This is a genomic window from Thioclava sp. NG1, assembly GCF_003122275.1.
Classification (GTDB): domain Bacteria; phylum Pseudomonadota; class Alphaproteobacteria; order Rhodobacterales; family Rhodobacteraceae; genus Thioclava; species Thioclava nitratireducens.
The window spans coordinates 77,632-103,504 of record NZ_QFBB01000007.1 but is presented as its reverse complement, the minus strand read 5'-3'; the positions used below and the strand labels follow the sequence as shown (position 1 = coordinate 103,504).

The following is a 25,873-nucleotide window of genomic DNA, read 5'->3' as shown; positions in this document are numbered from 1 at the left end:
AAGGGAGCCAAACCTTCTCGAGATGCGGCAACGCACCAAGCGCGGAAATCTCGTGAACATCTTCATCTCTATTACCCACTCATTCACAGACGATCGCGATCAAACCGCGCAGTAGTCTGCTGCTTCGTTCACCACAGCTCAGTGACCTTAACTGGGTTGGGAAATGTAGATCTTTCAGAAATCTCCTTGCTCAACCGTGAGTTTTCAATAACGGTTAGGGAATTGATTGTTTGTTTGGTTCGGTTTGTCAGACGCACACAACGCTTCCGCATCTTTAGCTGGCTACCTGTTCCAATGCAGGTTGGCCCTACTGCTCGGCCTGCGACGGGTGAAGCAAAGAGCGAATGGGCAAATCACGATCGAAAAGTTCGACGATATCGCCTTCGAGACCAATGATTATGCGGAGTGCCTTATACAGGCCAAGCATCATGTGACCCCCAAGACGATGAGCGATGGAAGCGTCGATATCTGGAAGACGCTTCGAATTTGGATCACCGAGTTCAAGAGGGGAGCGCTGATCTCACCCGACATGCGCTTCGTTCTGATTACCACTTCAGAGGCCGAGCCCGGCTCAGCAATGTCTCTGCTTAGGCCGGGGCGAACTGAGAAGGATGTCCAGAAAGCGTGCGAGCTGCTGACGGCAGCTGCGGGGCACTACACCTCGCAAGGAAGTGCTGCAGGGCGAGAGGCATTTCTATCACTATCTCCAGTGGACGCGGAGATTTTCTTGGGGCGAATAGATGTTCTCGACCTGCACTCAAATTTGACCGACGTTCGAAGTGAGATTGAAGGTGAACTGCTTATACTCGCGCCAGACCACATCAGTGAACTGGTCGACGATCTCGAAGGCTGGTGGTTTGCGACCGTCGCTGAAGGAATGCTGGCAGAGAAAAGCGCCGCCATCCTGCTCCAAAACATTGTTCGCAAGGCACACGATATTGGCGGGAAATACAAAAACGAGGGCCTTAAAATTTCTGAACCGGAAGACCTCGAAGCCCCAGACTACACACCATCTGACGAGCAGCTTCTTTTCGTCAAGCAGATGCGCGCGGTGGCGTTGAATGATCGGTCGGTGCGGCGCGGTGTGCGTGATTTCTACCGCGCTTCGGCACAGCGTTCTAAGTGGGCGCGTGAAGCGCTCTTGCTCGACGGAGAAACTGCGGCATACGATGCGAAGTTGATCGACCGTTTCGAACGGCACTTTGATGAGCGCTTCGATCTCGCGCATCCAACGACCAACGACGAGAAGACTCAATTTGGCCGAGAGATGTGTCATTGGGCATCACAACAAGCGATCGCCTTCCGAGACATCGTAGAGGCATGGATCACATCAGGGTCATTTCACGCTCTTGCAGATCGCCCGCTGATTGGGTGGCACCCAGACCATGTAACGCTCTTCCCAAAGACCAAAGAAGACAGCGATGATTGAACCGTGGCAACGGCGAGCGCCGGAAGAGGCGAATCTATTTAACCCGGCCTTCATGGGTGCGTTGGCGTGTGAGTATGCCAAAGAACACATTCGGCAGCGAGATGAGAGTGCGCCGCTCACCTACCTGCTGATCGCCTATGCTATCGTTCTCCATGCGCCAACTCGACTACGTCTGCCCAAGACGACTATTACCTCGCTCTTGGCTTGGTCACAGGAGAACGAGGATCTATTGGTCGGTTTCCCATCGCGCCAGTCTGGGGTCCGTCCCTACGCTTTGGAGGGCATTCGGTTTGCGATCGGGGCGTCAGCGCTCGAACTGGCGGATGGCCACGCTCTCCGGCCGGGATCTCGCAAGGTGACCTTCGGTGCCGCATTTCGCCGGACTGCAACTGCGGAAACTACGGAGGTTATTGAACGTATGAAGTTCGCGGCGCGGTGGTTTGCTAAATCTGGTTCAGAGGCGACGGTGCTTTCGGCTTGGAGGTGTCGGCCATGAGTTTCGTTATCAAAAAGATGGTAATCTATGGTCACCACGCTCAGATGCGAGAGGTTCAGTTCCGCGAGCACGGTCTCAATATTATCACGGGGCGCTCGAAAACAGGCAAGTCGGCGATAATCGACATCATCGACTACTGTCTTGGACGAGGAACGTTCAATGTTGCTGAAGGCTTTATTCGCGAGCGCGTTTCATGGTTTGGACTGCTTTTAGCAAAGGATGGTGATGAAGTGTTCGTTGCTCGGGACAACCCTGGGCCAACAGCGAATACCGGATCAAAAGTATACCTTAGGCGTGGAACTTTCGACGATTACCCTTCACTGGAAGAGCTCGAGAAGAATACGACCGAGGACAGCCTCAAGTCTTTCATGACCAAATACGCCGGAATCGAGGAGAACGAGCACAGGCCGATCTCGGGGACACGCGATGTGCTTGAAGCAAATATCTCGCACGCATTGCTAATGTGCTTTCAGAAGCAGGGCACGATCGCGAACCAAGATTATCTCTTTCATCGGATGAACGAGGATTATCTTCCGCAGGCGATGAAGGACACCTTACCGTTCTTCCTGGGCGTTGTAGGAGAGGACCACTTCCGTCATCTTGCTGAGCTTGATCGCCTTCGTGAAAGACAGAGGCTTCTCGAGAGGGAAGAGGCCGGCAGAATTCGAGCTATTGACGCAGGCCGATCGCGCGTAGTTCAAATTGTTGGCGATGGTAAGCGGGTGGGCCTTATCCCTCAGGACTTTCAACCCGTAGATGATAGGGTATTCCCATACCTACGGGAGATCTTAACTCGCGAGATCGGAGCGCCTGAGATCATTCCGGATTTCGGAGCAACAATCGAAAGCCTATTGGGTGAACAGGCGACCCTGCAGAAAAGACTGCATGACCTTACACAGGACATCAGAGCTACTGAGGCATTCCTTGCAGACCAGAGCGAGTTCTCCTCAGAGGCGAGAGAGCAGCACTCTCGACTAAGCAGCCTCGGCCTCTTCAGGGCGGACGACGGTGGGGCTAAAATGTGTCCTCTCTGCCAAAGCCCTCTCACTACTCGAGTTCCGGCCGTAGAGGATATGATGAAATCTCTGGCTCGGGTGGATGCACAACTAACAGCGGTGAGGAGCGACAGTCCTCATTTGCTTGAGCACATCTCTACTCTCCAAAGTCAGATTGACGAGTCCGCTGATGCGCTTAGGCTGGTTCAGGCCAACTTGCGCCGTGCCATTGCCGAAGATGAGAATGCGCGGGCATCGCAAAATCAACTTATCGCGCAGGCCCGTTTCATTGGACGTCTCTCGAACTTTCTCGAGACCTCCGGCGCCATAGACACCGAGGAGGATCGTTCGGCCGAACTCGCAGAACTGCGCAAGGCGATCGCCGCGGTGCGCGACAAAATCAATAGCGACGACATCGCCTCACGCCTTCAGACCTGTCTCGACTACATCAGCACGAAGATGACCGAATACAGCGACCACCTCAGTCTCGAGTATCAAGGAAGCCAGCTTCGACTCGATCTCCGCAAGCTGACGATGGTAGCGAACACGGAAAATGGACCAATCCCATTGCAGCGTATGGGGAGCGGTGAGAATTGGGTCGGATATCACGTCCTAACCTTGTTGGCACTCCACTGGTGGCTACGGCGAAAAATGAGACCTGTGCCTGGCTTTCTTGTCTTTGACCAACCCACTCAAACCTACTATCCGGCGGAGGTTGTCGATGGGAGCCTCGCAGGGTTTCGAGAAGACGAGGATCGGATCGCGGTCCAAAGACTCTTTGAACTGATGCAGTTCGCCTGTTCTGAAATTGCACCGACCTTTCAGTTGATAGTGCTTGATCACGCCAACCTCCAAGTAGACTGGTTTCAGAACTCCATCATTGAAGAGTGGAGAGGGGACAACGCGCTCGTGCCATACGACTGGCCGTCTTCTCAGTAATATTGGCCGGGAGCGGAATGCTTCGCTGCTCCCGAGAAACGAGCAACAGCAGCCCCGACGTCCGGCGGTCCAAAAAACGTAGGCAGAGCAACACCAACCGGGCTCCGGTCGCGGCTGGATGAAAGACCCGTGGCAGGTCATTAGCTGCCCACAGTCCAAGTTACACGGTCATCGTTTCCCGCCAGCAGAACTACTTTTCGCGAGGAGATCGAGCATAGATGATCTCACCGTCTTCGGAGAGACCCACTCCCAAGCCACGTTCACGTCGGCGCGCGAAAAACGCTTCCTCTTCAGGGCCGGGCTTCGACATGGCCTCGGCAAACTGGTCGAGGGCAAACCGCCCTTCCTTGGACGACGTATCCTCCGAACCGACATTGTATTCTTTGTCTTTCTTCGTCATGTCAGTCGTCATCCAATGACAGCGGCTTGTCGAGATCGACATCGACTTCTGAGACCAAAGCTTCAATTCGATCATACAAAGCTTGGTCGAATACCCGAAGCGCCGGCGGATATGCTTCTATGTCAGCCTCAAGGAAATCGAGCGCCGAGAGTAAATCTGCATCCGCCGCAAAAGCACCGCCCGCAATGCCATGTTTGCAGACCTTCGCCGCAATGCGCCAATCAATCTGATCTTTTGCGCACGACTTCAGCTGCCGTGATTTGTCGATCAAAGCCGGAACCTGATCAGATCGATCCGATTTGTTGCCGTCGCGAATGCTCTTTCTCGTGAAAACTCCTGAGACGGTTATCGCTTACCTCGAAGGAACAGTAGTCGCTTCTGGGTTGCGGACAAACTTCCTGGCGCGAGCTTACAGCAATGCGAAGTATCGCCCTCGCACTACCTGTTGCCAAGCGCCCCTTGCGCGTCACTTGCCAATGCCCGCATCCAAGACCGAGCCAAGCGTGCGCTATCTCGCCCCGCCCGGTGCGGCGCGCGATGGCGCTCCAGAAACTCATAGAGATCATCAAGCACACGCCCGGAAAACGAGCCGAACGACGCCGCATGAAAGTCTTCGATGAAGATCTGCCCCTCGCGTTCAATGAGCGCAAGCAAACGATCCAGCCATAGTGTCTCATATGGCGGCGCATCGGACAGAACCACGCAACCCCGGAGCTCTTCAAATGCCTTTTCCGCGACGCCGATCGCGTCGGCCCCCTCAAGAAGCTCATTGAGAGGGATGTTGTGGACCTTCGCGCTCTTCTCCGAACATTCGGAAATCGGCCAACTTGTATGAGGTCGGATCGTGCTGTCCCAGGTAGCAACACTGACGCCCTCTTCTCCGAACAGGAGACGAGAGACCCCGACCTCGATAGGCCAGGATGCGGCACTCACGGAACATGCCTCGAAGTCGAGGAAACGGATGCGCGTGAAATGATCGTTGGTTGTCATAGAGCAAACAGGCCGAGCCCGTCGACCACCTCCTTTTTCGTCGCTTCTGTCACCACTCTCGCGCGTTCCGTGCCCACCCGGATCACGTCGAGCACGAAATCCGGTTCTTGGGCAAACTCCGCGCGCCGGTTTCGGATCGGTGCGACAAGGGCCTGAAGGATCTCGTCGAGCCGTTTCTTGATCTTCCCATCGCCCAGCCCGCCATGCCGATACCGCGCCTTGAGCTCCTCGAGGGTCTGGGTATCCGGATCGAAGGCGTCGAGATAGGTGAAGACGACATTTCCCTCGACGCGACCGGGATCTTCGACACGCAAGTGTGCCGGATCGGTAAACATCGCGCGCACCGCTGCCGAGATCTGATCGGGTGTCGCCGAGAGCGGGATCGCATTGCCACCAGACTTCGACATCTTGGCCCTCCCATCAACGCCAGGGAGACGCCCGGAGCGCGGGATGATCGCCCGCGCCTCGGGCAAGACATCGCGCCCCGCGACGGCGTTGATCCGACGCGCGATCTCATTGGTCTGCTCGATGAGCGGCGCCTGATCTTCTCCGACCGGAACGACGGTGGCCTTGAACGCCGTGATGTCCGCTGCCTGCGCTGCGGGATAGCATAGAAAGCCCGCGGGAATGTCGCGTCCGAACCCGCGCGCGGCGATCTCTGTCTTGATCGTCGGATTGCGCTCCAGCCGCGCAACGCTCACGAAGTTCAAATAGAGCATCGACAGCTCGGCCAGTGCCGGCAGATGCGATTGCAGGCAGATCGTGCTCTTCGTGGGGTCGATCCCGACGGCGAGATAGTCGAGCGCGACTTCGATGACGTTGCGGCGCACTTTTTCCGGGTCGTGCGCATTGTCCGTCAGCGCCTGCGCATCAGCCAGAAGCAGATAGGTTTCATGGCTGTCCAGCAGGTCCAGCCGCGAGCGCAAAGACCCGGCATAATGGCCGAGATGCAGGGGGCCGGTCGTGCGATCACCGGTCAGGAGTATGGGTTGGATCATGGTGTCCTCTCGAGATGGGAGGGACGCCGCAAAGGAAGCTGGAAACAAGAAAAGGCCGCCTTCGCGGCGGCCCGGGTAGCATGAAGCGTCCGGCCGCCTATCAGCTGGCCGGCCACCAGAAGTTTGCGGTGGCGATCATGTGTTCCATGAGGAGTTCGTTATGCTGTCAGTTAGCGCCCGTCAACCGCTGAGAACGGGCAAGCGCAAGAAACCGCTTCGCGGGCCGCACTATTGAACTAACCCCTTTATCGATCTCTCGTTGGTGATCAAACCACCGTCAACTGAGGTCCGGGCTCATGCATGCGAACGGTGATCTTTTAGTTGACGGTTCTTGATCACGCCAACCTCCAAGCAGACTGGTTCCAGAACACCATCATTGAGGAGTGGGGAGAGAACAACGCACTCGTGCGATACGACTGGCCGTCATCTCAGTAATATCGGCCGGGAGCGGAATGCTTCGCTGCTCCCGAGAAACGAGCAACAGCAGCCCCGACTGGAGCTGCTGTTGCAATTTTATTCGTGCAAGAATTGCAGCCGGAAGGCGCAAAATTGCAGATTTATGGTGGGCTCAACATCTTTTCATATCAATAGCCGGATCAGCTCAGCCGCATTTCGAATGGCCGCAATCGGCGCAGGTCATGCAGCCTTCGACCATCCGGAGGGCGTAGGAACCGCAGGACGGGCAGGCCTTGCCGCGGGGGGCTTCGCCGATGGCCATACGGTCGGCCTCGGGGTCGGATTTCAGGCCCATGCCCTCGCCTTCGAGAAAGCCGATGGAGATCATGTGACGCTCAATGACGCCGCCGATCGCCGCGAGCATGGAGGGGATGTATTTGCCCTGCATCCAAGCGCCACCGCGCGGATCGAACACGGCTTTCAGCTCCTCGACCACGAAGGAGACATCGCCACCGCGCCGGAACACCGCCGAGATCATCCGGGTCAGCGCCACGGTCCAGGCGAAATGCTCCATGTTCTTGGAGTTGATGAAGACCTCGAAGGGACGGCGATGGCCGCCTTGGACGATGTCGTTAATCGTGATGTAGATCGCGTGCTCCGAGCCCGGCCACTTGATCTTGTAGGTCGAGCCTTCGAGCGCCGCGGGACGGTCCAGCGGCTCGGTCAGGTAGACCACATCGGCGCCCTCATCGACTTCCGGCGCGTCTTCGGACTTCTCGGAAACGCTGAGAACCGAGCCGGTGACGTCGTTCGGACGGTAGGTGGTGCAGCCTTTGCAGCCGGTGTCCCAAGCTTCCATATAGACCGATTTGAACGCCTCGAAGGGGATATCCTCGGGGCAGTTGATGGTCTTGGAGATCGAGCTGTCGATCCATTTCTGCGCCGCCGCCTGCATCCGGACGTGGTCCATCGGCGCGAGCGTCTGGGCATTGACGAAATAGTCGGGCAGCGGTTTGTCTCCGAACTTGTCGCGCCACATCTGCACCGCGTAATCGACCACTTCTTCCTCGGTGCGCGAACCGTCGGGTTGCAGCACCTTGCGCTTGTAGGCATAGGCGAAGACCGGCTCGATGCCGCTGGAGACGTTGCCCGCGTAGAGCGAGATCGTGCCCGTGGGCGCGATGGACGTCAGCAGCGCATTGCGGATGCCGTGCTCGCGGATCGCTTCGCGCACGTCGTCATCCATTTGCATCATGTTGCCCGAGGCGAGGTATTTCTCGGCGTCGAACAGCGGGAACGGCCCCTTCTCCTTCGCGAGATCGACCGAGGCGAGATAGCTCGCCCGCGCGATCTGCTTCATCCAGGCTTCGGTTTGTGCCGCGGCCTCTTCCGAGCCATAGCGCAGGCCCAGCATCAGGAGCGCGTCGGCCAGACCGGTCACACCCAGCCCGATGCGGCGCTTGTTCTGCGCCTCTTCGCGCTGCTGCTCCAGAGGGAAGCGCGAGGCGTCGACCACGTTGTCCATCATGCGGATCGCAAGGCGCACCATCTCGTCGAGCTGCTCGGGATCCAGCCCGGCATCCGCCTCGAACGGGTTCGTCACCAGCCGCGCGAGGTTGATCGAGCCCAGCAGGCAGGCGCCATAGGGCGGCAGGGGCTGCTCGCCGCAGGGGTTGGTCGCGGCGATCTGCTCGACATAGTTGAGGTTGTTCATCTTGTTGATGCGGTCGATGAAGATCACGCCCGGCTCGGCGTAGTCATAGGTCGCGCGCATGATCTTGTTCCACAGATCGCGGGCGTTCAGAGTGTGATAGACCTTGTCGCCGTATTTCAGATCCCACGGACCATCCGCCTTCACGGCCTCCATGAACGCGTCGGTCACCAGCACGGACAGGTTGAACATCCGCAGACGGGCCGAATCCTGCTTGGCGGTGATGAAGCTCTCGATATCGGGGTGATCGCACCGCATCGTCGCCATCATCGCGCCACGGCGCGAGCCCGCCGACATGATGGTGCGGCACATCGCATCCCAGACATCCATGAAGCTCAGCGGGCCGGAGGCATCGGCGGCGACACCCTTCACCTCGGCCCCGCGCGGACGGATGGTCGAGAAGTCGTAGCCGATTCCCCCGCCCTGCTGCATCGTCAGCGCGGCTTCCTTGAGCATGTCGAAGATGCCGCCCATGTTGTCGGGGATCGTGCCCATGACGAAGCAGTTGAACAGTGTCACGGCGCGGCCCGTGCCCGCACCTGCGGCGATACGGCCGGCAGGGAGATATTTGAAATCTTCCAGCGCGCCGTAGAATTTCTCTTCCCATTTCGCGGGCTTATCCTCGACCTCGGCCAAGGCGCGCGCGATACGCCGCCAACTGTCTTCCACGGTGGCGTCGATCGGGGTCCCGTCCTGCTCTTTCAGGCGGTATTTCATGTCCCAGATCTGTTCGGCAATCGGGGCGGCAAAACGGCTCATGAGGTCCTCGTGGCAGCAGTTCGAGTGAGGTCAGAAATCGAAAGCCCCCGCCGCATATCGTGCGTCGGGGGCGGGCTGACACTATACCTAAGGCCTCTTCGCATGACCAGACGCAAATCGGACATTGCCGTCGCGGGAACGAAATCCTAGTTAAGGGGCATGGGTGACAAAGTGGTGAATCTGATAAAACTGTGCGTCGGCGCCGAGAAGGTCGAAGACCTGATCGCGTGGCAGGCCAGCCGTTATGGCAAGGGCCCGGCCATGCATGTCACGCGCATGTGGCCGAAACGCGCAGACGAAATCCTCAACGGCGGGTCGCTGTACTGGGTCTTCAAGGGCGCGGTGCTGGCGCGCCAGCGCATTCTGGAACTGTCCGAGGTGATGGGCGCGGACGGGATCGCGCGCTGCGCCATCGTGCTCGACCGCGAGGTGATCCGCACAGAGGCTCTATCGCGTCGCCCCTTCCAGGGCTGGCGTTATCTCAGCCCCGAGGATGCACCCCGCGATCTGCCCAAAGGCCGTGCCCGCGAAGAGGCTCTGCCCCGCGAGCTCGCCGTGGCGCTCTCGGAAATCGGCCTGCGCTAAGAGCCGAGCCAGCGTTCCGCCTCCGCCTGCACGGTAAAGATGCGGAACGCGCCGCCCTCGCCCTGCAAATCCGCCTCGGAGCGCATATCCTCCGGCACGACCAGCGCGCAGCGCCCGGCCTGACCGTCTTCGCAGCTTTGGCGCAGCCCGCCGATCAGTTCGGCCATGTAGCCATCGAAGCGCGGCGCGACGACGACCATCATCCGGTCCGCCGTGCCTACGAGGCGCATCGCCTCGGTCACGTCATGCTTGAGAACGGTGCCCGACGCGCGGAGTGCCGCGACGCCTTCGGGTCCATCTTCCATCTTCTCGATCATCGCGAAAATCCTTCACTCGAACCTTGGCGGGTAGAGCGCCCCGGCCTGCAAGATGAACGGAAGGATAACCGACGCGGTTCCGCCCGCAGGCGGGACCGCCGAACACGTTTGGATCAGCCGCGCAGCGACTGGACCCGGGCGACAAGCTGCCGGGTCGAGCCGTCCTTGCCCTCTCCCGCATCCTCGCCTTTGAGCACCGGCGCGAGCGCAAGCGCCAGTTCCTTGCCCAACTCCACGCCCCATTGGTCGAAGCTGTTGATGCCGAGGATCACGCCCTCGACGAAGACGCGATGCTCGTAAAGCGCGACGATCCCGCCGAAGACCTCGGGGGTCAGTTTCGGATAGAGCAGCGTCGTTGATGGCCGCGAGCCCGGAAAAACACGGTGCCGCGCCTGACGGTCCAGCTCATCGCCCTCGAAGCCTTTCTTGCGCATGATCTCGGTCGCCTCGGCGAGCGAGCGCCCCCGCATCAGCGCCTCGGATTGGGCAAGGCAGTTGGCCACGAGCAACATGTGCTGATGCGCCAGATCGGGCTCATGCCCCTCGGCCGCGACCATGAATTCGCAGGGAATGACCCGCGTACCCTGGTGAATCAGCTGGTAGAATGCGTGCTGGCCGTTGGTGCCCGGCTCGCCCCAGACGACGGGGCCCGAATTGTAAGGCAGGTTCTTGCCATCCATGCTCACGCGCTTGCCGTTGCTCTCCATCTCCAGTTGCTGAAGATAGGCCGGCAGCCGCGCAAGCCTTTGATCATAGGGCAGAACCGCACGGGTAGCGTAGTCGCAGAACTGATTGTGCCAGATACCCACCAGCGCCAGCATAACCGGCAGGTTGTCCTTGTAATCGGCGGCGCGGAAATGGGCATCCATCTTAGCGGCGCCTTTGAGAAAATCTGCGAAATCCTCCGGCCCGATCGCAATCATCAGCGACAGCCCGATCGGCCCCCACATCGAATAGCGCCCGCCAACCCAATCGGCGAACCCGAAGACGCGTGCCTCGTCGATGCCGAAGGCGGCGGTCTTGTCGGCAGCGGTCGAGAGCGCTGCGAATTGCTGCGCCGGGTCCGCGACCTTCTCGGCCATCCAGCGCTTTGCCGTCTCGGCGTTGGTCATCGTCTCGATCGTGGTGAAGGTCTTGGAGGCGACGATCACCAGCGTCGTTTCCGGGCTCAGACCTGCCAGCGTGTCATGGATATGCGCCCCGTCCACATTGGACACGAAATGGCAGCGGGGACCGTCGTGATAAGGCGCAAGCGCCAGCGTCGCCATCGCCGGGCCAAGGTCCGAGCCGCCGATGCCGATATTGACCACATCGGTGATCTTGCCGCCCTGACCCTTGAACTTGCCCTCGCGAACGTCGCGGGCGAACGCTTCCATACGGGCATAGGTTGCGCGGACATCGGGCATGACGTTCTCGCCATCGACGAACACGTCCGTGTCGAGATTGCGCAGCGCGGTATGCAGCACCGCGCGGCCTTCCGTGTCGTTGATTTTCTCACCGGTGAACATCGCTTCCGCGCGGGCCGCGACGCCCTTCTCCTCGGCCAGCTTCACCAGCAGGTCGAGCGTTTCCGAGTCGATGTTGGTCTTGGAGAAATCGAACAGGAATGGCCCGGTTTCGCGGCTGAAACGGGACGCGCGATTGTCCTTTTCGAACAATTCCGCGATTTCGCGGGACTGCACGGATTGCGCCTTGTCGAGGAGGTCTTGCCAGATGGTCATCGGTGAAAGTGCTCCCTTATTCAGCCCAGTGCACGGTCGCGTCCTTGAGAACGGCGCGCACCGGCGCCTGTTCCACGGGGAGCTTTTCCGCCGCTTCGATCGCCGCGCGCTTCTCCGGCCCGGTGATCAGGATATGCGTGTGCATCGCATCGCGCAGCACCGGGGCCGAGAGCGTGATACGCGGCTCGCCCGCAGCTTCGGCGCGCATCGTCAACAGGATCGGCGCGTCGTTCGACAACGCCTCTTTCAGGCGGTCGGCACCGGGGAACAGGCTCGCCGTATGCATATCCGCGCCCATACCCAGAAGCAGGACGGAGATCGGCAGATGCGGTTCGATCCCGGCGGCCAGTTCCGTCATTTTGTCCTCGGGCCGCTCCGCTTCAGCATAGAGTGGCACCAGCGTCGCCGCCGCCGCCCGGCCCGTCAGGAGCCGCGCGCGGATCAGGCGCGTATTCGACCGCTCCGAGGTTTCGGGCACCCAACGCTCGTCATTGAGCAGCACCGCGACCTTGGACCAGTCCAGATCGATATCCGAGAGGATATCGAATATCGGTCCGGGCGTGGAGCCGCCCGGCACCGACAAGGTCGCGCGGCCCTCGTTGTTGATTGCCGCGCGAAGCTGGCTCGCGATGCGGTCCGCAAGCCCCATCATAAGCATCTCGCGATCGGGGTAACTTTCGAAATTCATTCGCGAATCTCCCGCCAGCGGCGGCCGTCCCGATGCATCAGCATCAACGCGTCATCGGGGCCCGACGAACCGCTGTCATAGCTTTGAGGTTTGTCGCCGCGCGACTCCCAGCCTTCGATGATCGGATCGGTCCAGGCCCAAGCCGCTTCAACCTCGTCGCCGCGCATGAACAGCGTCTGGTTGCCGCGGATGACGTCCATGATCAGCCGCTCGTAAGCGTCGGTGATGTCGGCCTCTTCGCCGAGAGCTTCCGCGAAGGACATATCGAGCGGCACCTGCACGAGGCGCATGCCGCCCGGCCCCGGCTCTTTGATCATCATCTTCAGGTTCATACCCTCGTTGGGCTGGAGCCGGATCACGAGCACGTTCTCGCGCCACTCGCCCTCGGCCTCGTCGAAGATCTGGTGCGGCGGCTGCTTGAAGGTGATCGCGATCTCGGACGTGCGGGCCCGCAGCCGCTTACCGGTGCGCAGGTAGAAGGGCGTGTTGACCCAGCGCCAGTTCGCGACATGGCATTTCATCGCGATATAGCTCTCGGTCGTCGACTCCGGGTCCTCGGCATCTTCCAGATAGCCGGGCGCGTCCTTGCTCGCCACGTATTGGCCGCGCACGATATCGGCAGGTGCGACAGGCTGCAGAGCCCGGATCACCTTGAGTTTTTCGTCGCGCACCGCATCGGGGTCGAAGTGGTAAGGCGGCTCCATCGCGATCAGGCACAGTAGCTGCATCAAGTGGTTCTGCACCATGTCGCGCATCGCGCCCGACTTGTCATAATACGATCCGCGACCGCCTACGCCGACCGTTTCGGCGACCGTTATTTGCACATGATCGACAAACTGACTGTTCCAGAGCGGCTCGAACAGGATGTTGGCGAAGCGTACCGCCATCAGGTTTTGCACGGTTTCTTTGCCGAGATAATGGTCGATCCGGTAGATCTGTGTCTCGTCGAAATACTCCGCGAGGACGGCGTTGAGCGCCTTGGCAGAGGCGAGGTCGCGCCCGAAGGGCTTTTCCACGACGATCCGGGCATCCGGCCCCGCGATCCCGCGCTTGTGCAGCCGCTCCGCGAGGTCGCCGAACAGCGAGGGCGCCACCGAGAAGTAGAACGCGTTGACCGTGTCGCCGCGGACTTTCGATTTCAGATCATCCCAGCCGCCATCGCCTTTCGCGTCGATCGCGACATAGTCGAGCATCGGCAAGAACCCGTCCAGCGCTCCTTCGTCGTCGCATTTGCTGCCACCGAATTCGGCGATCGCCGCGCGGACCTGATCGCGGAATTCATCCGGGGTCATCTCCGAGCGCGCGGCACCGATGATGGTGGAGCCTTCGGGAATCTGTCCCGCGCAATAGCGCCGAAACAGGCCGGGGAGAATTTTGCGATTGGCGAGGTCGCCAGTGGCGCCGAAAATCACCAGGTCGAAACGTTCGACGGGAATGACGCGCGAAACCATGGGCTGCTCCGTGTTTGGGGTCCGTTAGCGCTAACGACCCCCTTGTACTCACCTTAGCGGAACAAGTCTAGCATGGCAGCGGCGCGAGACAACGTAAGGGCGCGGATTAAGCGCTCTCACGCGAGAGAAATGCCTCAAGCGCCTGAATATCCGGCAGGATTTCTTCGGCCAAACCATCCGTGAACGCCGCGAAATCCGCGCGCGTTTCTGGCGGAACGGACAGAAGCACCGGAAAATCGGAGGCCATCGCCTGCGCGATCAGGTCGCGACAGCCGCGCCCCGCGGCTTCCTGTTTGCCGAACTTGTTGAGGATCACGATGGTGCCCGGTTGCGCCATCTCGAGCGCATGGCCGACCTGTGCGACGACCTCTTCGAGCGCACCCGCGTCGAGCGAACACGCCCCCGCGCCCTGCCCCAGATCCTGCGAAATTGTGCGGGTTTCGCCCTCGGGGAGGATGCGCAGATGCATCTCGCAATCGAACCGCTGCGGCACCTCGGCGCGCACCATGCCAATCACGTCGCGCCCTTGCGACAGCAGCCTGTCGGCGAGCTGGGCAAGGAGCTTGTCGGCCGCGCCGCGCTCTTGGCATGTGATGAACCCGATCATTGCGTCTGTTTGGCGAGGCTTTCGCGGGCGGTCAAGGGGCCACACCCGGAGACGGAGCGCAAGATCACGCCGCCAGCGCCTTGCCGAAGCGCGGCAGACGCGCCCGTTTCATCAGCGCCCGGATCGGCTGCGGCTCGCCCGACAAACGCTCTGCCTCGGCGCGTACGGATTCGGTGATGGCGCGCATCTTCTCGGGGTGCTCGGACAGAAGCTGCCAGAGGAACCCGTCCGGATCACGCCGCTCCAGCCCCTCGCCCGCCAGTGTCCCGCGCGGGAAGTCCTGCGCGTTGAAGGTCAGGATCGCATCGGCGCTGCCCGCGATCGCCACGGCCAGAACGTGCAGATCGTTTTCGTCGGGCAAGACCAGCCGGTCCTCGATTCCCGGCTGCGCCGCCACCTCGGCCTTCGGGAAGGTGGCGCGCAGCAGCGCGATCTCGCCCCGCGCAACCGCTTCGTCGGCGGGCGCGCGGCGCGCGGCGGCCCGCGCCCATTCCTCGAGAATCCGCGCCGACCAGAGCGGACGATAGAGCCCCGCCTTCGCCGCCCCGATCAATATCTCGCGTAGCACCGTCGGGTAGAGCACGCAGGCATCGAGCACGACCCGCATCAGTCGAGCCGGAAGAACAGTGATTTCAGGTAACCTGATTCCGCCAGTTGCGGCAGCATCGGGTGGTCCGGCCCGGCATAACCGGTGTGGATCAGCTGCGCGGACCGCCCCGCCTTGCCGATGCCACGCGTGCAAGCTGCGCGGAATTGCGACAGATCGGCGGCATGCGAGCAGGAGCACAGCACCAGATAGCCGCCCGGTTCGACCAGCGGCGCGGCCATCCGGGCGATCCGCTCATAGGCACGCAGCCCCGCTTGCAGCGCGGGCTTGGCGGGGGCGAAGGCGGGCGGATCGCAGATCACCAGATCGAACCGCTTATCTTCTTGACCCAAAGCGTCGAGCGTATCGAAAGCGTCCCCCTGACGCGTCGCGAACCGGGCGCTGGCGCCCATCGCCTCGGCGCCCTTGCTTGCCAGCTCGAGCGCCGACGCAGACGCATCGACCGACAAAGCGGATTGCGCGCCACCGGCCAGCGCGGCCAAAGCGAAGCCGCCCACGTGAGAGAAGACATCCAGCACCCGCGCGCCCTCGGCCAGCCGCGACGCAAATGCGTGGTTCGGGCGCTGGTCGTAGAAAAGCCCAGTCTTCTGCCCGCCCATCAGATCGGCGAGGTAAATTGCTCCGTTCATCGGCACCTCGACCGGGGCGTCGATCCCGCCACGGAGCGTGACCATCTCCTCGTCGAGACCTTCGAGATTGCGGGCCCGGCCTGCGCCGTTCTTGATGATCGTGGTGACGCCCGTGACCTCGGCCAGCGCGGCCTCGAGATCGGCGATCATCACCTCCGACCATGCCGCGTTCGGCTGGATCACCGCCGCGTCACCGAACCGGTCGATGATGACACCGGGCAGCCCGTCCGCCTCGGCATGAACCAAGCGATAGAAAGGCGCATCGAACAGGCGCACGCGCATCTCGAGCGCCCGGGCCAGCTTCACAGTGAGCCAGTTGCGATCGATCACCGCCTCGGCGTCGCGGCTCATCACCCGCGCGATGATTTTGGAGTTCGGATTGACCGTAACCGTCGCGAGCGGACGGCGCTCGCCATCCTCCAGCGTCGCGATCGTGCCGGGCGCGATCGCCTTGGTGCGGCGGTCGGTCACCAGCTCGTCCGCATAAACCCAGGGAAAGCCGTGGCGGATCGCGCGGGCCTCGGCTTTCGGGCGCAGCCGGACGGTCGGACGGGTGGCGGGGTCTTCGGACTGGCTCATCGGGGGCTCCTTGCGCGCGCTGTCTCAGGCGCGGCCTTCCTAGCGCCAAGCGACCCGGCGCGAAAGCCCTCGCGCTTGCCGCATCCCCGCTCTGCCCCAGATAATCGACAAAGGGAACGGGTTGCGGCGTTAGCGCTAACATGGTAGCGAGGACGCAACCGCGATCCGCGCCCGCTGCGCGAGCGGCCCTTACGGGCTGCATGTTCCGCATCAGATGCATAGCAAGGAAAGGCCCCGCCGATGACCCTCGATGCCACAATCGCCCGTGTGACCGACCGAATCCGCGCCCGCTCCGAAGGCCCGCGCGGCGACTATCTCGCCCGGATGCAGGCCGCCGCCGATGCAGGGCCCGCCCGGGCGCATCTCAGCTGCGGCAACCAGGCCCATGCCTATGCCGCGATGGGAGAGGACAAGGACAAGCTCGCCGGCGAACGCGCCCCCAACGTGGGCATCGTGACCGCCTATAACGACATGCTCTCGGCCCACCAGCCCTTCGAAACCTTCCCGCAGACGATCAAGGCTGCGCTGCGCGAGGTGGGGGCGACGGCACAGGTCGCGGGCGGGGTGCCCGCGATGTGCGACGGCGTCACACAGGGCCAGCCGGGGATGGACCTGTCGCTCTTCTCGCGCGACGTGATCGCGATGGCCGCGGCAGTGGCGCTCAGCCACAACACCTTCGACGCGGCGCTCTATCTCGGCGTCTGCGACAAGATCGTGCCCGGGCTCATCATGGCCGCCGCGACCTTCGGGCATATCCCGGCGATCTTCATCCCCGCGGGGCCGATGACGACCGGCCTGCCCAATGACGAGAAGGCCAAGGTGCGCCAGCAATTCGCCGCCGGCGAAGTCGGCCGCGACGCGCTGATGGCCGCAGAGATGGCTTCCTATCATGGTCCAGGCACCTGCACTTTCTACGGCACCGCGAATACCAACCAGATGCTGATGGAGTTCATGGGGCTTCACCTGCCCGGCGCCTCCTTCGTGAACCCGAACACGCCGCTGCGCGATGCGCTGACGGTCGCAGGCGCGAAACGCGCCGCCGAGATCACCGCGCTCGGCAATGACTACCGCCCGGCGTCGGAAGTGCTCGACGAGAAGGCCTTCGTGAACGGCATGGTGGGGCTGATGGCCACCGGTGGCTCGACCAACCATGTGCTGCACCTGCCGGCGATGGCGCGCGCCGCCGGGATCGTGCTCGATCTGGAAGATTTCGACGAGATTTCCTCGGTCGTGCCGCTGATGGCGAAAGTCTACCCCAACGGCCTCGCCGACGTGAACCACTTCCACGCCGCGGGCGGTCTGCAATTCATGATCCGTCATCTGCTCGACGCGGGCCTGCTGCACGAGGACGCCAAGACCGTCGCGGGCGACGGGCTGACCCGCTACACGCAGGAGCCGAAGATCACCGAGGACGGTCTGGTCTGGGAAGAGGCCGATCCCGAGAGCCAGAACGAAAAGATTCTGCGCAAACCCGCCGATCCGTTCCAGAAGACCGGTGGCCTGAAGCAGCTCGAAGGCAATCTCGGCCGCGGCGTGATCAAGGTTTCCGCCGTCGCGCCGGAGCGCCATGTGATCGAGGCGCCGGTCCGCGTGTTCAAGGAACAGCACGAGGTGAAGGACGCCTTCAAGGCGGGCGAATTCACCTCAGACACGATCGTCGTGGTGCGCTTCCAGGGACCTAAGGCGAACGGGATGCCGGAGTTGCACTCTCTCACCCCGACCCTCGCAGTGCTGCAGGATCGCGGGCTGAAAGTGGCACTGGTCACCGATGGCCGGATGTCGGGCGCATCGGGCAAGGTTCCCGCAGCAATCCATGTCTCCCCCGAGGCCGCCGATGGCGGGCCGCTTGCGAAGCTGCAGGACGGCGATATGGTGCGGCTCGACGCGACGACGGGCGAGCTGACCTGCCTGAGCGAAGGCTTCGAGAGCCGCGCGCCGGTCGAACCCGACCTCAGCGGCAACCAGTTCGGCCTCGGCCGCGAGCTGTTCGGCGCCTTCCGCACCCATGTCGGCCCGTCCACCAAAGGCGCCTCAGTGGTGCTTTGAGTTTTCTTGCCTCCGGCCGGGATATTTCCGCCAAGGCGAAAACAGGGTTCTGCTTTCGGCTTGGCAAGAAATATCCCCCGCGGAGCGTCCTTCCCTCTCCGCCCGCATGGGCGACCCAGACTGGAGTGATCCGATGACCCCGAGTGAACAATCCGCATCCGCCCGCAAGATCTGCGAACTGGCCCCGATCGTGCCGGTGATCGTGGTGAAGGACGTGTCTCATGCCGCGCCGCTGGCCAAAGCGCTCGTCGCGGGCGGCCTGCCCGCGCTGGAGGTGACGCTGCGCACGCCCTGCGCGCTCGACGCGATCCGCGCCATGGCCGATGTCGAAGGCGGCGTGGTCGGCGCGGGGACGCTCTTGACCCCCGCCGATGTGAAAGCCGCGAAGGCCGCGGGCGCGAAATTCGGCGTGTCGCCCGGCGCGACCGAAACGCTGGTGAAGGCCTGCGAAGATGAAGGCCTGCCGCTGCTGCCCGGTGCGGCCACTGCATCCGAAGTGATGAAGCTTCTCGAGATGGGTTACGACGTGCTGAAGTTCTTCCCGGCGGAAGCTTCGGGCGGCGCGCCTGCGCTGAAGGCGATCGGGGCCCCGATCCCGCAGGTCAGCTTCTGCCCGACGGGCGGCGTCAGCATGAAGAACGCCAATGATTACCTGAGCCTGCCCAACGTTCTTTGCGCAGGCGGCTCCTGGGTCGCGCCCGATGCAATGGTGCAATCGGGCGACTGGGCCGGGATCGAAGCGCTTGCGCGCGAGGCGGCGGCGCTGCCGCGCTAATCACCCTGCTAGGGACGACGCGCCCGCCAGCCGCCGCGCCGCATCGGCGGGGCGCTTTCGCGGGTCAGACCTTCTTCGAGCACCCGGGTCATCGGGTGCTCGGGCGGCGCCTGATACGCCGCGAGCACGGTGCGCATCGCTTCGCTCGCATCCATCCCCGGCCCGAGGCTCAACGCCCAGTCCATGAAGATCGAGCGGCACTCTTCCATAGTGATCCCGTCGATCTTGAAGCTCTCGCGGATCAGCCCTTTCGGGTCCGCCTCGCTCAATTCCATAAGTTTGCGCGCCATTCAGCCCTCCAGAGCCCTGTCCACGATGGCGGCTGTCTCGGTCGTGACCTCGCTCAGACGCGCCGCCAGAGCATCGAGATCATCCAGCCCCGTCTCGCGCAACAGGAAAGCGCGGCCGCCTTCTCCGATCGCCGCCATATCCAAGGGCTTCTCGCTCAGCAAGCGCCCGCCTGCCTGCAACCGCCACAGCAGACGATAGGCCGAGGCAAGCGCCTCACCCTCTTCGCGGGTCACGAACCCGCCGCGGGGGCCTGCGCGCAGTTGCGCTTCGACCTTGCGCGCCGGGACGCCCGCGCGGAGCGCAAAACTCTGCGCGAGCAGTTCGATATCCTGCAGCCGTCCGGGGCCGACCTTCGCCTCCCAATCGCCATCGGGAGCCTTGGCCGCGAAGATCCGCGCCCGCATCTGCGCCAGATCGCGCAGCACCTCGGCGCCGCCGCCTTTCGCCTGTAGAACCTTCAGCCGGATCGCCTCGACCCGGTCGGCCAGATCGGCGCTGCCGGCGACCGGGCGCGCCCGGGTGAGCGCCAGATGCTCCCAGGTCCAGGCCTCCTCCATTTGGTAGCTATCGAAGCTTTGTACCGAGGTCGCGACAGGCCCCTGCTTGCCCGAGGGGCGCAGCCGCATATCCACCTCGTAGAGCGTCCCTTCCGGCATCGGCGCGCTGAGCGCGGTGATCAGCGCCTGCGTGAGCTTCGCATAGTAAGCCCTTGAGGCAAGTGGCTTCTTGCCATCCGAGAACTCCTCCCCATCGGCGTCATAGATCACAATCAGATCGAGATCGGATTGCGCATTCAGCCGCTCGGCCCCGAGGCTACCCATGCCCAGAACTACCGCCCCCTTGCCCGGGCATGACCCGTAGCGGCGCGCGAATTCGCCCTGCACGACCGGCCAGAGCGCGCCCAGCACCGCGCCAGCCACATCTGCATATTGGCCCGCGGCTTCTGACGCATCGACGAGACCGCGCAGATGATGCACGCCCACGCGGAATTTCCATTCCTTCGCCCAGCGCCGCGCCGCAATCAACGCGGCCTCGTAATCGTCGGCGCGCTCCATCAGCCGGGCGAGATCGGCTTCCAGCGCAGATTTTCCCGGCCAGGGCGCGAAGAACGAGCCGCCGAGAACCGCGTCCAGCACCCCGGCATTGCGCGACAGGTAGCTCGCGAGCCCCGGCGCCGTGGCGCAGATGTCGACGATGAGATCGACCAGTTGCGGATTGGCTTCGAACAGAGAGAACAGCTGCACGCCCGCGGGCAGCCCCTTGAGGAAGCCGTCGAACTGGGTGAGTGCTTCCTCCATGTTTGCTGCGCGCCGCATCCGGTCGAGCAGTTCCGGCTCTAGCCGCTTGAAGATCGCGCGCCCCCGTTCGGATCGGAGCGCCGGATAGCCCGTCCAGCCCTCGACGATCTCACGCGCGGCGTCGCTCAGTTCGGGGCGCTCGGCGGCGGCATCGGGGGCGAAGAAATCATTCGTCAGGCTTTCGACCCGCTCCAACCGGTCGCGCAGCCGATCGCGCCAGCGAGCCACATCGCCCTCGCCCATCATAGCGGCGATCCGGGCGAGCCCTTCTTCATTGCCGGGCAGAATCTGGGTCTGGGCGTCGCCCACCATCTGCAGACGGTGCTCGATCTCGCGATGCTCGCGGTAATGACCGATCAGTTCCTCCGCGACATCCTCGGCCACCCAAGTCTTCGCGGCGAGCGCACGCAGCCCGCCCACCGTGGTCCGGTCGCGCAGCGTCTCGTCGCGCCCGCCTGCGATCAGTTGCCGGGTCTGGGTGAAGAACTCGATCTCGCGGATGCCGCCCTGACCGAGCTTGATATTGTGGCCCGCCACCTCGATCGGACCGTGCAGCCCCTTATGCTCGCGGATACGCAGGCGCATGTCGTGGGCGTCCTGAATCGCCGCGAAATCGAGATGCTTGCGCCAGACGAAAGGCCGCAGGCGTTCAAGGAACTGATCCCCCGCCGCGAGATCCCCCGCGCAGGGACGTGCCTTGATATAGGCCGCGCGCTCCCATGTCCGGCCTTCGGCCTCGTAATAGAGCTCCGCCGATCCCATCGAGATGCAGACCGGCGTGACGGCGGCATCGGGGCGCAGGCGCAGGTCGGTGCGAAAGACGTAACCCTCGGACGTGCGATCGTTTAGCATCGCCGCCATCTTGCGCGTCGCCCGGATCAGTGCGCTGCGCGCCTCCATCGCGTCATCGGGGTCGTACCGGCTTTCATCGAAAAGGCAGATCAGGTCGATATCGGAGGAGTAGTTCAGCTCCCCTGCCCCCATCTTGCCCATCGCGAGCGCGACCATCCCGGCGGCGCTCTCGACATCATCGTCGCTCGCACCGGGTATCTTGCCGCGGCGGATTTCCTCGGCCACCAGCCGCTTCATCGCGAGATCGACCGCGATATCGGCAAGCCGCGTCAAGGCGCCGGTCACTTCCTCGAGACACCAGACGCCACCGAGATCGGCCAGTCCCGCGAGCAGCGCGACCCGCCGCTTCGCCCGGCGCAGTTCGCTCGGTAGATCGGCGAGGCTGACGGGCGTGATCCGCGCGAATTCATCGGCCAGCGCAGCTTCCGGATTGACTGAAATCGCAGACCGCAGCCACTCGGCCTCTTTCTCCATCAGGCCTTTGAGATATGGGCTGCAACCCGCCGTGCCCCCTAACAATTCGCGCAACTCCGGCGCGAGATCGGAAAACAGCTCTTCGGCCTCGGCGGCGCGGTCGGGCTCGAAAGGCAGGGGCGAACGGGTGAGACGCGAGGCAAACGGCATGGCGCCATGCTTACCCTGCGCGGCCAGCCGGTCAATGGGGATTGCTGTCACGCGCCATCTGGCCATAACTACACCCCGCCCCGGGGCGCATCCGCGCCCTGACCGCAGACCGTCCGGAGCCTCGCCATGAGCAAATCCCTGAAACGCGTTCGTGCCGCCCTCGAAGCCGCAGGCGCACCTTTCGAGATCACCGAACCGGGCGAGGCCCGAACTGCCGAGATGGCGGCGCAGGCGGTGGGCTGCGAGGTCGATCAGATCGCGAAATCCATCATCTTTCGCGGAGAAGACAGCGGCCATGTCGTGCTCTTCATCACCGCAGGCGGCAACCGGGTGAGCGCCGAGAAGGCGAGCGCTGTCGCGGGCCAGCCCTTGGGCAAGGCAGACGCGGGGCTGATCCGCGCGGAGACCGGCTTCGCGATCGGCGGCGTCGCGCCGCTGGGGCATGTCGGGCCGGTAACGGCTTTCCTCGACCCCCGGCTGTTCGATTTCGATACCGTCTGGGCCGCAGCGGGCACGCCTCGGCACGTTTTTGCCATCGCCCCGGCCGACCTGGAACGGATCAGCGGCGCGAAACGGGCCGATTTCACCGAATAAAACAAAGCAATTTCGGTGCCTTGCGGCAAAAATGTAAAAATCGTTTACATCCCCCCTTGCAAGACACGGTCCGACTTCCGATCTTGGAGATGTGAAAGGAATTCACATACTCAACCCGGAGGTTCCAATGTCCGCCTATTCCACCAACTCCATGCCCGTCGCGGTTGGTAACTGGTTTACCCGCGCCGTTAACTGGATGGATGGGAACGGCCCCGGCGCCTGGATCGCGCTGATGGTGGCCGGCTTCATCTTCGCAGGCCCCCTCGGCCTCGTCATTCTCGCCTTCATCTTGTTCACCGGCCGCTTCGGGCGTCGCTGGCGCACGGGTCAGGCGGTGCAGAAACGCGGCTTCGGCTGCTACGGCGCCGGTGGCGTCCATGTTTCGCGCTCGACCGGCAACGCCGCGTTCGACGCCTACAAGGCCGACACGCTCGAGCGACTGCAGCGCGAACAGCAGGAATTCGAAGAGTTCCTCGGCCGTCTGCGCGAAGCCCGCGACAAGGCAGAGTTCGACCAGTACATGGAAGAGCGCGCCAAGGAAGCGGCCCAGTCGGAGAACACCTCCGAAGAGGCGAAAGCCTAACCATATAGACAGTTCGCGACGCGAATTCAGCGCCCCGGTTGACCTGACCGGGGCGCTTTCTATGTCGTCACCATGAAACACTTGGCGGGTGAGCGCTCCTTTGCTAGCCTGCCGCCACCCCTCCCCAACGAGGCTTTTGATGCGCCATTCGCTTCCGCTTGCACCGCAGTTCTATGTAACCGCGCCGCAGCCCTGCCCCTATCTGGACGGCAGGTCGGAACGAAAACTGTTCACCGCCTTGCAGGGCGAGTCCGCCGAGAAGCTCAACAACGCGCTGTCGCGCCAAGGCTTTCGCCGGTCACAGAACGTGCTCTATCGGCCGTCCTGCGCCGATTGCACCGCGTGCCTGTCGGCCCGCATACGGGTCGCCGATTTCAAACTGTCGAAATCGCAGCGCCGGGTGATGAAGAAGAACGGCGACCTGCGGCGCACCGCGACGTCTCCCTGGGCGACAGAAGAGCAATTCGCCCTGTTCCGCCGCTATCTCGATGCGCGCCACGCCGATGGCGGCATGGCCGACATGGATATCTTCGAATTCGCTGCGATGATCGAGGAGACGCCCGTGAAATCGCGGGTCATCGAATATCGCGAGACCGCGGCCACTCCCGACAGCATGCGCGCGCTGATCGCGACCTGCCTGACCGATGTGCTCGATGACGGGCTGTCGATGGTCTATTCCTTCTACGAGCCTGAACGCATCCGCGACTCCCTCGGGACATACCTCATTCTCGACCATGTCGAGATCGCGAAGCGCGTGGGCCTTCCTTACGTATATCTGGGCTATTGGGTACCTGGCTCGCCTAAGATGAACTACAAGGCGAACTTCTCCGCGCTCGAGATCTACAAGGGCGGCAAGTGGACCGATATCGGTGATCCCGCCAAGCACGAGACCGAGACGCATCCGCTCTCGGTGCCGCCGATCGCAGAACAGGTCGCGCGAATCCAGCTCCCCGACACACGCAACAGTTGAGCCACCACCACGCGCCGCCGACGCTCTCGCAGACGACTGCTCAACCGTTCGGCACTCGCCGTATGTCAAATGATTTTTTTAAAACTTTTCCACGACTTCCGTTGATTACGCGCGCGTGAACTCTGGACACTCCCGGCCTGTGGTGAAACGGTCCCGGCAGACCCGCCACGGAGGATACGAGGTGGGTGGCGAGGCGCGTCCTCGCGCAACGGAGCAATAATGGGAGGATCCTAAATGGACCGTCGTTCCTTTCTGACGAAAGCCGCGCTGGGTGGTGCGGCTGCGAGCACGCTGGCAGCCCCCGCGATCGCACAAAGCAACCCGCAGATCACCTGGCGTCTCGCCTCGTCCTTCCCGAAGTCGCTCGACACGATCTATGGCGGCTCGGAAGTCCTGTCGAAGATGGTCGAGGAAGCCTCGGACGGCAACTTCAAGATCCAGGTCTTCGCCGCAGGCGAGATCGTCCCCGGTCTTCAGGTCGCAGATGCTGTGATGAACGGCACGGTCGAAGCCTGCCATACCGTGGGTTACTACTTCTGGGGCAAGGATCCGACCTGGGCGCTCGGCGCGGCAGTGCCGTTCTCGCTCAACGCGCGCGGCATGAACGCGTGGCACTACCACGGCGGCGGTATCGAGCTCTATAACGAGTTCCTCGGCAAGCAGGGCCTCTACGGTCTGCCGGGCGGCAACACCGGCGCACAGATGGGCGGCTGGTTCCGCAAGGAGATCTCGACGGTCGAGGATCTCAAGGGCCTCAAGATGCGCGTTGGTGGCTTCGCGGGCAAGGTGATGGAAAAGCTCGGCCTCGTGCCGCAGCAGATCGCCGGCGGTGACATCTACCCGGCGCTCGAAAAAGGCACGATCGACGCGACCGAATGGGTCGGCCCCTACGATGACGAGAAGCTCGGCTTCTATAAAGTCGCGCCCTACTACTACTACCCCGGCTGGTGGGAAGGTGGCCCGACGGTCCACTTCATGTTCTCGAAAGAAAAGATGGAAGGCCTGCCGAAGCAGTATCAGCAACTTCTCCACACCGCCGCTCAGGCCGCCGATGCGGACATGCTGCAGAAATACGACATGAAGAACCCGAAGGCGCTCAAGACCCTGGTCGCCAACGGCACCCAGCTGCGCGCCTTCTCGCCGGAGATCATGCAGGCCTGCTTCAAGGCGGCCAACGAGGTCTATTCGGAGATGGAAGCGAACAACCCCGAATTCGCGAAGATCTGGGGTTCGATCAAGGACTTCCGCAAGGACTGGTTCACCTGGGAGCAGCTGGCCGAGTTCAACTACGATTACTTCATGATGAGCGAAGCCAACAAGGGCGAGCTGTAAGCCGCCCAAACTGGTCAAGCCAGAGAACCGAAGCCCCGGCGCGCTGCGCGCTGGGGCTTTTTCTATACCTGCACGAGACCAGGCGCCGGGCGGACATTCTGCGCGTGCAATGCTACATTGCAGCATGGTTTCAGAACTGTGACCACACACGACATAAAATTGCGTGATGCCCGGTTTACACCCGGAACCGGTCAAGTAAAGTGACCGCAAT

At 62.5% G+C, this 25,873-nt stretch carries 24 protein-coding genes; 10 read left to right on the top strand and 14 right to left on the bottom strand.

The genetic code is table 11. The features are described from left to right. Positions 1-226: 226 nt before the first annotated feature. From DEM26_RS14525 to DEM26_RS14515, 3 genes are read left to right on the top strand one after another with little or no spacing between them, the layout of a single operon-like run. On the top strand, positions 227-1,429 hold the full coding sequence (locus DEM26_RS14525; RefSeq protein ID WP_109172705.1) for an ABC-three component system protein: 1,203 nt from the start codon (positions 227-229) through the stop codon (positions 1,427-1,429). Beyond that, a complete protein-coding gene (locus tag DEM26_RS14520; RefSeq protein WP_109172704.1) occupies positions 1,422-1,925 on the top strand; it encodes a three component ABC system middle component in 504 nt (167 codons plus the stop codon). Before DEM26_RS14525 ends, DEM26_RS14520 begins: the two co-directional genes overlap by 8 nt. After that, positions 1,922-3,859, top strand: a complete 1,938-nt coding sequence (locus tag DEM26_RS14515) for a DUF3732 domain-containing protein (protein ID WP_109172703.1) — start codon at positions 1,922-1,924, stop codon at positions 3,857-3,859. The genes DEM26_RS14520 and DEM26_RS14515 overlap by 4 nt, the downstream gene beginning before the upstream one ends. 190 nt (positions 3,860-4,049) lie before the next feature. On the opposite strand, the gene DEM26_RS14510 is transcribed toward DEM26_RS14515, so the two are convergent. From DEM26_RS14510 to DEM26_RS14490, 5 genes are all read right to left on the bottom strand, one after another. After that, positions 4,050-4,259, bottom strand: a complete 210-nt coding sequence (locus DEM26_RS14510; RefSeq protein WP_109172702.1) for a hypothetical protein — start codon at positions 4,257-4,259, stop codon at positions 4,050-4,052. Between the two features lies 1 nt (position 4,260). After that, the gene (locus DEM26_RS14505) at positions 4,261-4,530 is read right to left on the bottom strand and encodes a type II toxin-antitoxin system PrlF family antitoxin (RefSeq protein ID WP_109172701.1); all 270 of its coding nucleotides are present in this window, start codon (positions 4,528-4,530) and stop codon (positions 4,261-4,263) included. A 167-nt stretch (positions 4,531-4,697) separates the two neighbouring features. After that, the gene (locus DEM26_RS14500) at positions 4,698-5,249 is read right to left on the bottom strand and encodes a hypothetical protein (RefSeq protein WP_109172700.1); all 552 of its coding nucleotides are present in this window, start codon (positions 5,247-5,249) and stop codon (positions 4,698-4,700) included. Further along, a complete protein-coding gene (gene trpS / locus DEM26_RS14495) occupies positions 5,246-6,247 on the bottom strand; it encodes a tryptophan--tRNA ligase (RefSeq protein ID WP_109172699.1) in 1,002 nt (333 codons plus the stop codon). The genes DEM26_RS14500 and trpS overlap by 4 nt, the downstream gene beginning before the upstream one ends. 601 nt (positions 6,248-6,848) lie before the next feature. Next, positions 6,849-9,113: an adenosylcobalamin-dependent ribonucleoside-diphosphate reductase gene (locus tag DEM26_RS14490; RefSeq protein WP_075775614.1), complete on the bottom strand. Its 2,265-nt coding sequence runs from the start codon at positions 9,111-9,113 to the stop codon at positions 6,849-6,851. A gap of 159 nt (positions 9,114-9,272) precedes the next feature. On the opposite strand from DEM26_RS14490, the gene DEM26_RS14485 reads away from it, so the two are divergent. Continuing rightward, positions 9,273-9,698: a DUF1489 family protein gene (locus DEM26_RS14485; RefSeq protein ID WP_075775615.1), complete on the top strand. Its 426-nt coding sequence runs from the start codon at positions 9,273-9,275 to the stop codon at positions 9,696-9,698. Here the strand turns inward: DEM26_RS14485 and DEM26_RS14480 are convergent. The 7 genes from DEM26_RS14480 to DEM26_RS14450 all read right to left on the bottom strand — a co-directional run bounded on the left by DEM26_RS14480 (position 9,695) and on the right by DEM26_RS14450 (position 16,297). Then, a complete protein-coding gene (locus tag DEM26_RS14480; RefSeq protein WP_088724881.1) occupies positions 9,695-10,015 on the bottom strand; it encodes a hypothetical protein in 321 nt (106 codons plus the stop codon). The genes DEM26_RS14485 and DEM26_RS14480 overlap by 4 nt on opposite strands. A 113-nt stretch (positions 10,016-10,128) precedes the next feature. Next, a complete protein-coding gene (gene pgi / locus DEM26_RS14475) occupies positions 10,129-11,736 on the bottom strand; it encodes a glucose-6-phosphate isomerase (protein ID WP_109172698.1) in 1,608 nt (535 codons plus the stop codon). Between the two features lie 16 nt (positions 11,737-11,752). Beyond that, positions 11,753-12,424 (bottom strand): 6-phosphogluconolactonase, encoded by a 672-nt coding sequence (gene pgl / locus DEM26_RS14470; RefSeq protein WP_109172697.1) that lies wholly within the window; start codon positions 12,422-12,424, stop codon positions 11,753-11,755. Beyond that, positions 12,421-13,875, bottom strand: coding sequence for a glucose-6-phosphate dehydrogenase (gene zwf / locus DEM26_RS14465; RefSeq protein WP_088727761.1), 1,455 nt, complete (start codon positions 13,873-13,875; stop codon positions 12,421-12,423). Before zwf ends, pgl begins: the two co-directional genes overlap by 4 nt. A gap of 106 nt (positions 13,876-13,981) precedes the next feature. Then, entirely contained in the window at positions 13,982-14,482 is a 501-nt protein-coding gene (locus tag DEM26_RS14460) for a DUF2478 domain-containing protein (RefSeq protein ID WP_109172696.1), read from the bottom strand. A gap of 64 nt (positions 14,483-14,546) precedes the next feature. Further along, complete coding sequence (locus DEM26_RS14455; protein WP_109172695.1) at positions 14,547-15,089, bottom strand: RSP_2648 family PIN domain-containing protein; 543 nt, start codon at positions 15,087-15,089, stop codon at positions 14,547-14,549. Beyond that, the gene (locus tag DEM26_RS14450) at positions 15,089-16,297 is read right to left on the bottom strand and encodes an RSP_2647 family RNA methyltransferase (RefSeq protein WP_109172694.1); all 1,209 of its coding nucleotides are present in this window, start codon (positions 16,295-16,297) and stop codon (positions 15,089-15,091) included. Before DEM26_RS14450 ends, DEM26_RS14455 begins: the two co-directional genes overlap by 1 nt. A 240-nt stretch (positions 16,298-16,537) precedes the next feature. On the opposite strand from DEM26_RS14450, the gene edd reads away from it, so the two are divergent. Beyond that, complete coding sequence (gene edd, locus DEM26_RS14445; protein WP_109172693.1) at positions 16,538-18,343, top strand: phosphogluconate dehydratase; 1,806 nt, start codon at positions 16,538-16,540, stop codon at positions 18,341-18,343. Positions 18,344-18,476: 133 nt separating this feature from the next. After that, positions 18,477-19,118, top strand: coding sequence for a bifunctional 4-hydroxy-2-oxoglutarate aldolase/2-dehydro-3-deoxy-phosphogluconate aldolase (eda, locus tag DEM26_RS14440; RefSeq protein ID WP_088720197.1), 642 nt, complete (start codon positions 18,477-18,479; stop codon positions 19,116-19,118). An 8-nt stretch (positions 19,119-19,126) separates the two neighbouring features. On the opposite strand, the gene DEM26_RS14435 is transcribed toward eda, so the two are convergent. Both DEM26_RS14435 and DEM26_RS14430 read right to left on the bottom strand, forming a co-directional pair. Then, positions 19,127-19,393 carry a hypothetical protein gene (locus DEM26_RS14435; protein ID WP_075775741.1) on the bottom strand — a complete coding sequence of 89 codons (267 nt, stop codon included), beginning with the start codon at positions 19,391-19,393 and terminating at the stop codon, positions 19,127-19,129. A gap of 15 nt (positions 19,394-19,408) precedes the next feature. Further along, positions 19,409-22,183, bottom strand: a complete 2,775-nt coding sequence (locus tag DEM26_RS14430) for a glutamine-synthetase adenylyltransferase (protein ID WP_109172775.1) — start codon at positions 22,181-22,183, stop codon at positions 19,409-19,411. A gap of 126 nt (positions 22,184-22,309) precedes the next feature. Here DEM26_RS14430 and DEM26_RS14425 point away from each other — a divergent pair, with 126 nt between their 5' ends. The 4 genes from DEM26_RS14425 (at position 22,310) to DEM26_RS14410 (ending at position 25,662) form a co-directional block, all read left to right on the top strand. Further along, positions 22,310-22,777: a YbaK/EbsC family protein gene (locus DEM26_RS14425; protein ID WP_075775626.1), complete on the top strand. Its 468-nt coding sequence runs from the start codon at positions 22,310-22,312 to the stop codon at positions 22,775-22,777. Between the two features lie 127 nt (positions 22,778-22,904). Beyond that, the gene (locus DEM26_RS14420; protein ID WP_075775627.1) at positions 22,905-23,360 is read left to right on the top strand and encodes a DUF2852 domain-containing protein; all 456 of its coding nucleotides are present in this window, start codon (positions 22,905-22,907) and stop codon (positions 23,358-23,360) included. Positions 23,361-23,499: 139 nt separating this feature from the next. Next, positions 23,500-24,330, top strand: coding sequence for an arginyltransferase (locus tag DEM26_RS14415; RefSeq protein WP_075775628.1), 831 nt, complete (start codon positions 23,500-23,502; stop codon positions 24,328-24,330). Between the two features lie 234 nt (positions 24,331-24,564). Then, on the top strand, positions 24,565-25,662 hold the full coding sequence (locus DEM26_RS14410) for a TRAP transporter substrate-binding protein (RefSeq protein WP_075775629.1): 1,098 nt from the start codon (positions 24,565-24,567) through the stop codon (positions 25,660-25,662). The last annotated feature ends 211 nt before the right edge of the window (positions 25,663-25,873 follow it).

Bases quoted from the DNA above. Each gene is read 5' to 3' on its own strand.
- DEM26_RS14425 (WP_075775626.1), top strand. From the start codon at position 22,310: ATGAGCAAATCCCTGAAACGCGTTCGTGCCGCCCTCGAAGCCGCAGGC.
- zwf (WP_088727761.1), bottom strand. From the start codon at position 13,875: ATGGTTTCGCGCGTCATTCCCGTCGAACGTTTCGACCTGGTGATTTTC.
- edd (WP_109172693.1), top strand. From the start codon at position 16,538: ATGACCCTCGATGCCACAATCGCCCGTGTGACCGACCGAATCCGCGCC.
- DEM26_RS14520 (WP_109172704.1), top strand. From the start codon at position 1,422: ATGATTGAACCGTGGCAACGGCGAGCGCCGGAAGAGGCGAATCTATTT.
- DEM26_RS14480 (WP_088724881.1), bottom strand. From the start codon at position 10,015: ATGATCGAGAAGATGGAAGATGGACCCGAAGGCGTCGCGGCACTCCGC.
- DEM26_RS14500 (WP_109172700.1), bottom strand. From the start codon at position 5,249: ATGACAACCAACGATCATTTCACGCGCATCCGTTTCCTCGACTTCGAG.
- DEM26_RS14415 (WP_075775628.1), top strand. From the start codon at position 23,500: ATGCGCCATTCGCTTCCGCTTGCACCGCAGTTCTATGTAACCGCGCCG.
- DEM26_RS14410 (WP_075775629.1), top strand. From the start codon at position 24,565: ATGGACCGTCGTTCCTTTCTGACGAAAGCCGCGCTGGGTGGTGCGGCT.
- DEM26_RS14510 (WP_109172702.1), bottom strand. From the start codon at position 4,259: ATGACGAAGAAAGACAAAGAATACAATGTCGGTTCGGAGGATACGTCG.
- DEM26_RS14430 (WP_109172775.1), bottom strand. From the start codon at position 22,183: ATGCCGTTTGCCTCGCGTCTCACCCGTTCGCCCCTGCCTTTCGAGCCC.
- DEM26_RS14455 (WP_109172695.1), bottom strand. From the start codon at position 15,089: ATGCGGGTCGTGCTCGATGCCTGCGTGCTCTACCCGACGGTGCTACGC.
- DEM26_RS14450 (WP_109172694.1), bottom strand. From the start codon at position 16,297: ATGAGCCAGTCCGAAGACCCCGCCACCCGTCCGACCGTCCGGCTGCGC.
- DEM26_RS14490 (WP_075775614.1), bottom strand. From the start codon at position 9,113: ATGAGCCGTTTTGCCGCCCCGATTGCCGAACAGATCTGGGACATGAAA.
- DEM26_RS14485 (WP_075775615.1), top strand. From the start codon at position 9,273: ATGGGTGACAAAGTGGTGAATCTGATAAAACTGTGCGTCGGCGCCGAG.
- DEM26_RS14435 (WP_075775741.1), bottom strand. From the start codon at position 19,393: ATGGAATTGAGCGAGGCGGACCCGAAAGGGCTGATCCGCGAGAGCTTC.
- trpS (WP_109172699.1), bottom strand. From the start codon at position 6,247: ATGATCCAACCCATACTCCTGACCGGTGATCGCACGACCGGCCCCCTG.
- DEM26_RS14515 (WP_109172703.1), top strand. From the start codon at position 1,922: ATGAGTTTCGTTATCAAAAAGATGGTAATCTATGGTCACCACGCTCAG.
- pgl (WP_109172697.1), bottom strand. From the start codon at position 12,424: ATGAATTTCGAAAGTTACCCCGATCGCGAGATGCTTATGATGGGGCTT.
- DEM26_RS14460 (WP_109172696.1), bottom strand. From the start codon at position 14,482: ATGATCGGGTTCATCACATGCCAAGAGCGCGGCGCGGCCGACAAGCTC.
- pgi (WP_109172698.1), bottom strand. From the start codon at position 11,736: ATGACCATCTGGCAAGACCTCCTCGACAAGGCGCAATCCGTGCAGTCC.
- DEM26_RS14420 (WP_075775627.1), top strand. From the start codon at position 22,905: ATGTCCGCCTATTCCACCAACTCCATGCCCGTCGCGGTTGGTAACTGG.
- eda (WP_088720197.1), top strand. From the start codon at position 18,477: ATGACCCCGAGTGAACAATCCGCATCCGCCCGCAAGATCTGCGAACTG.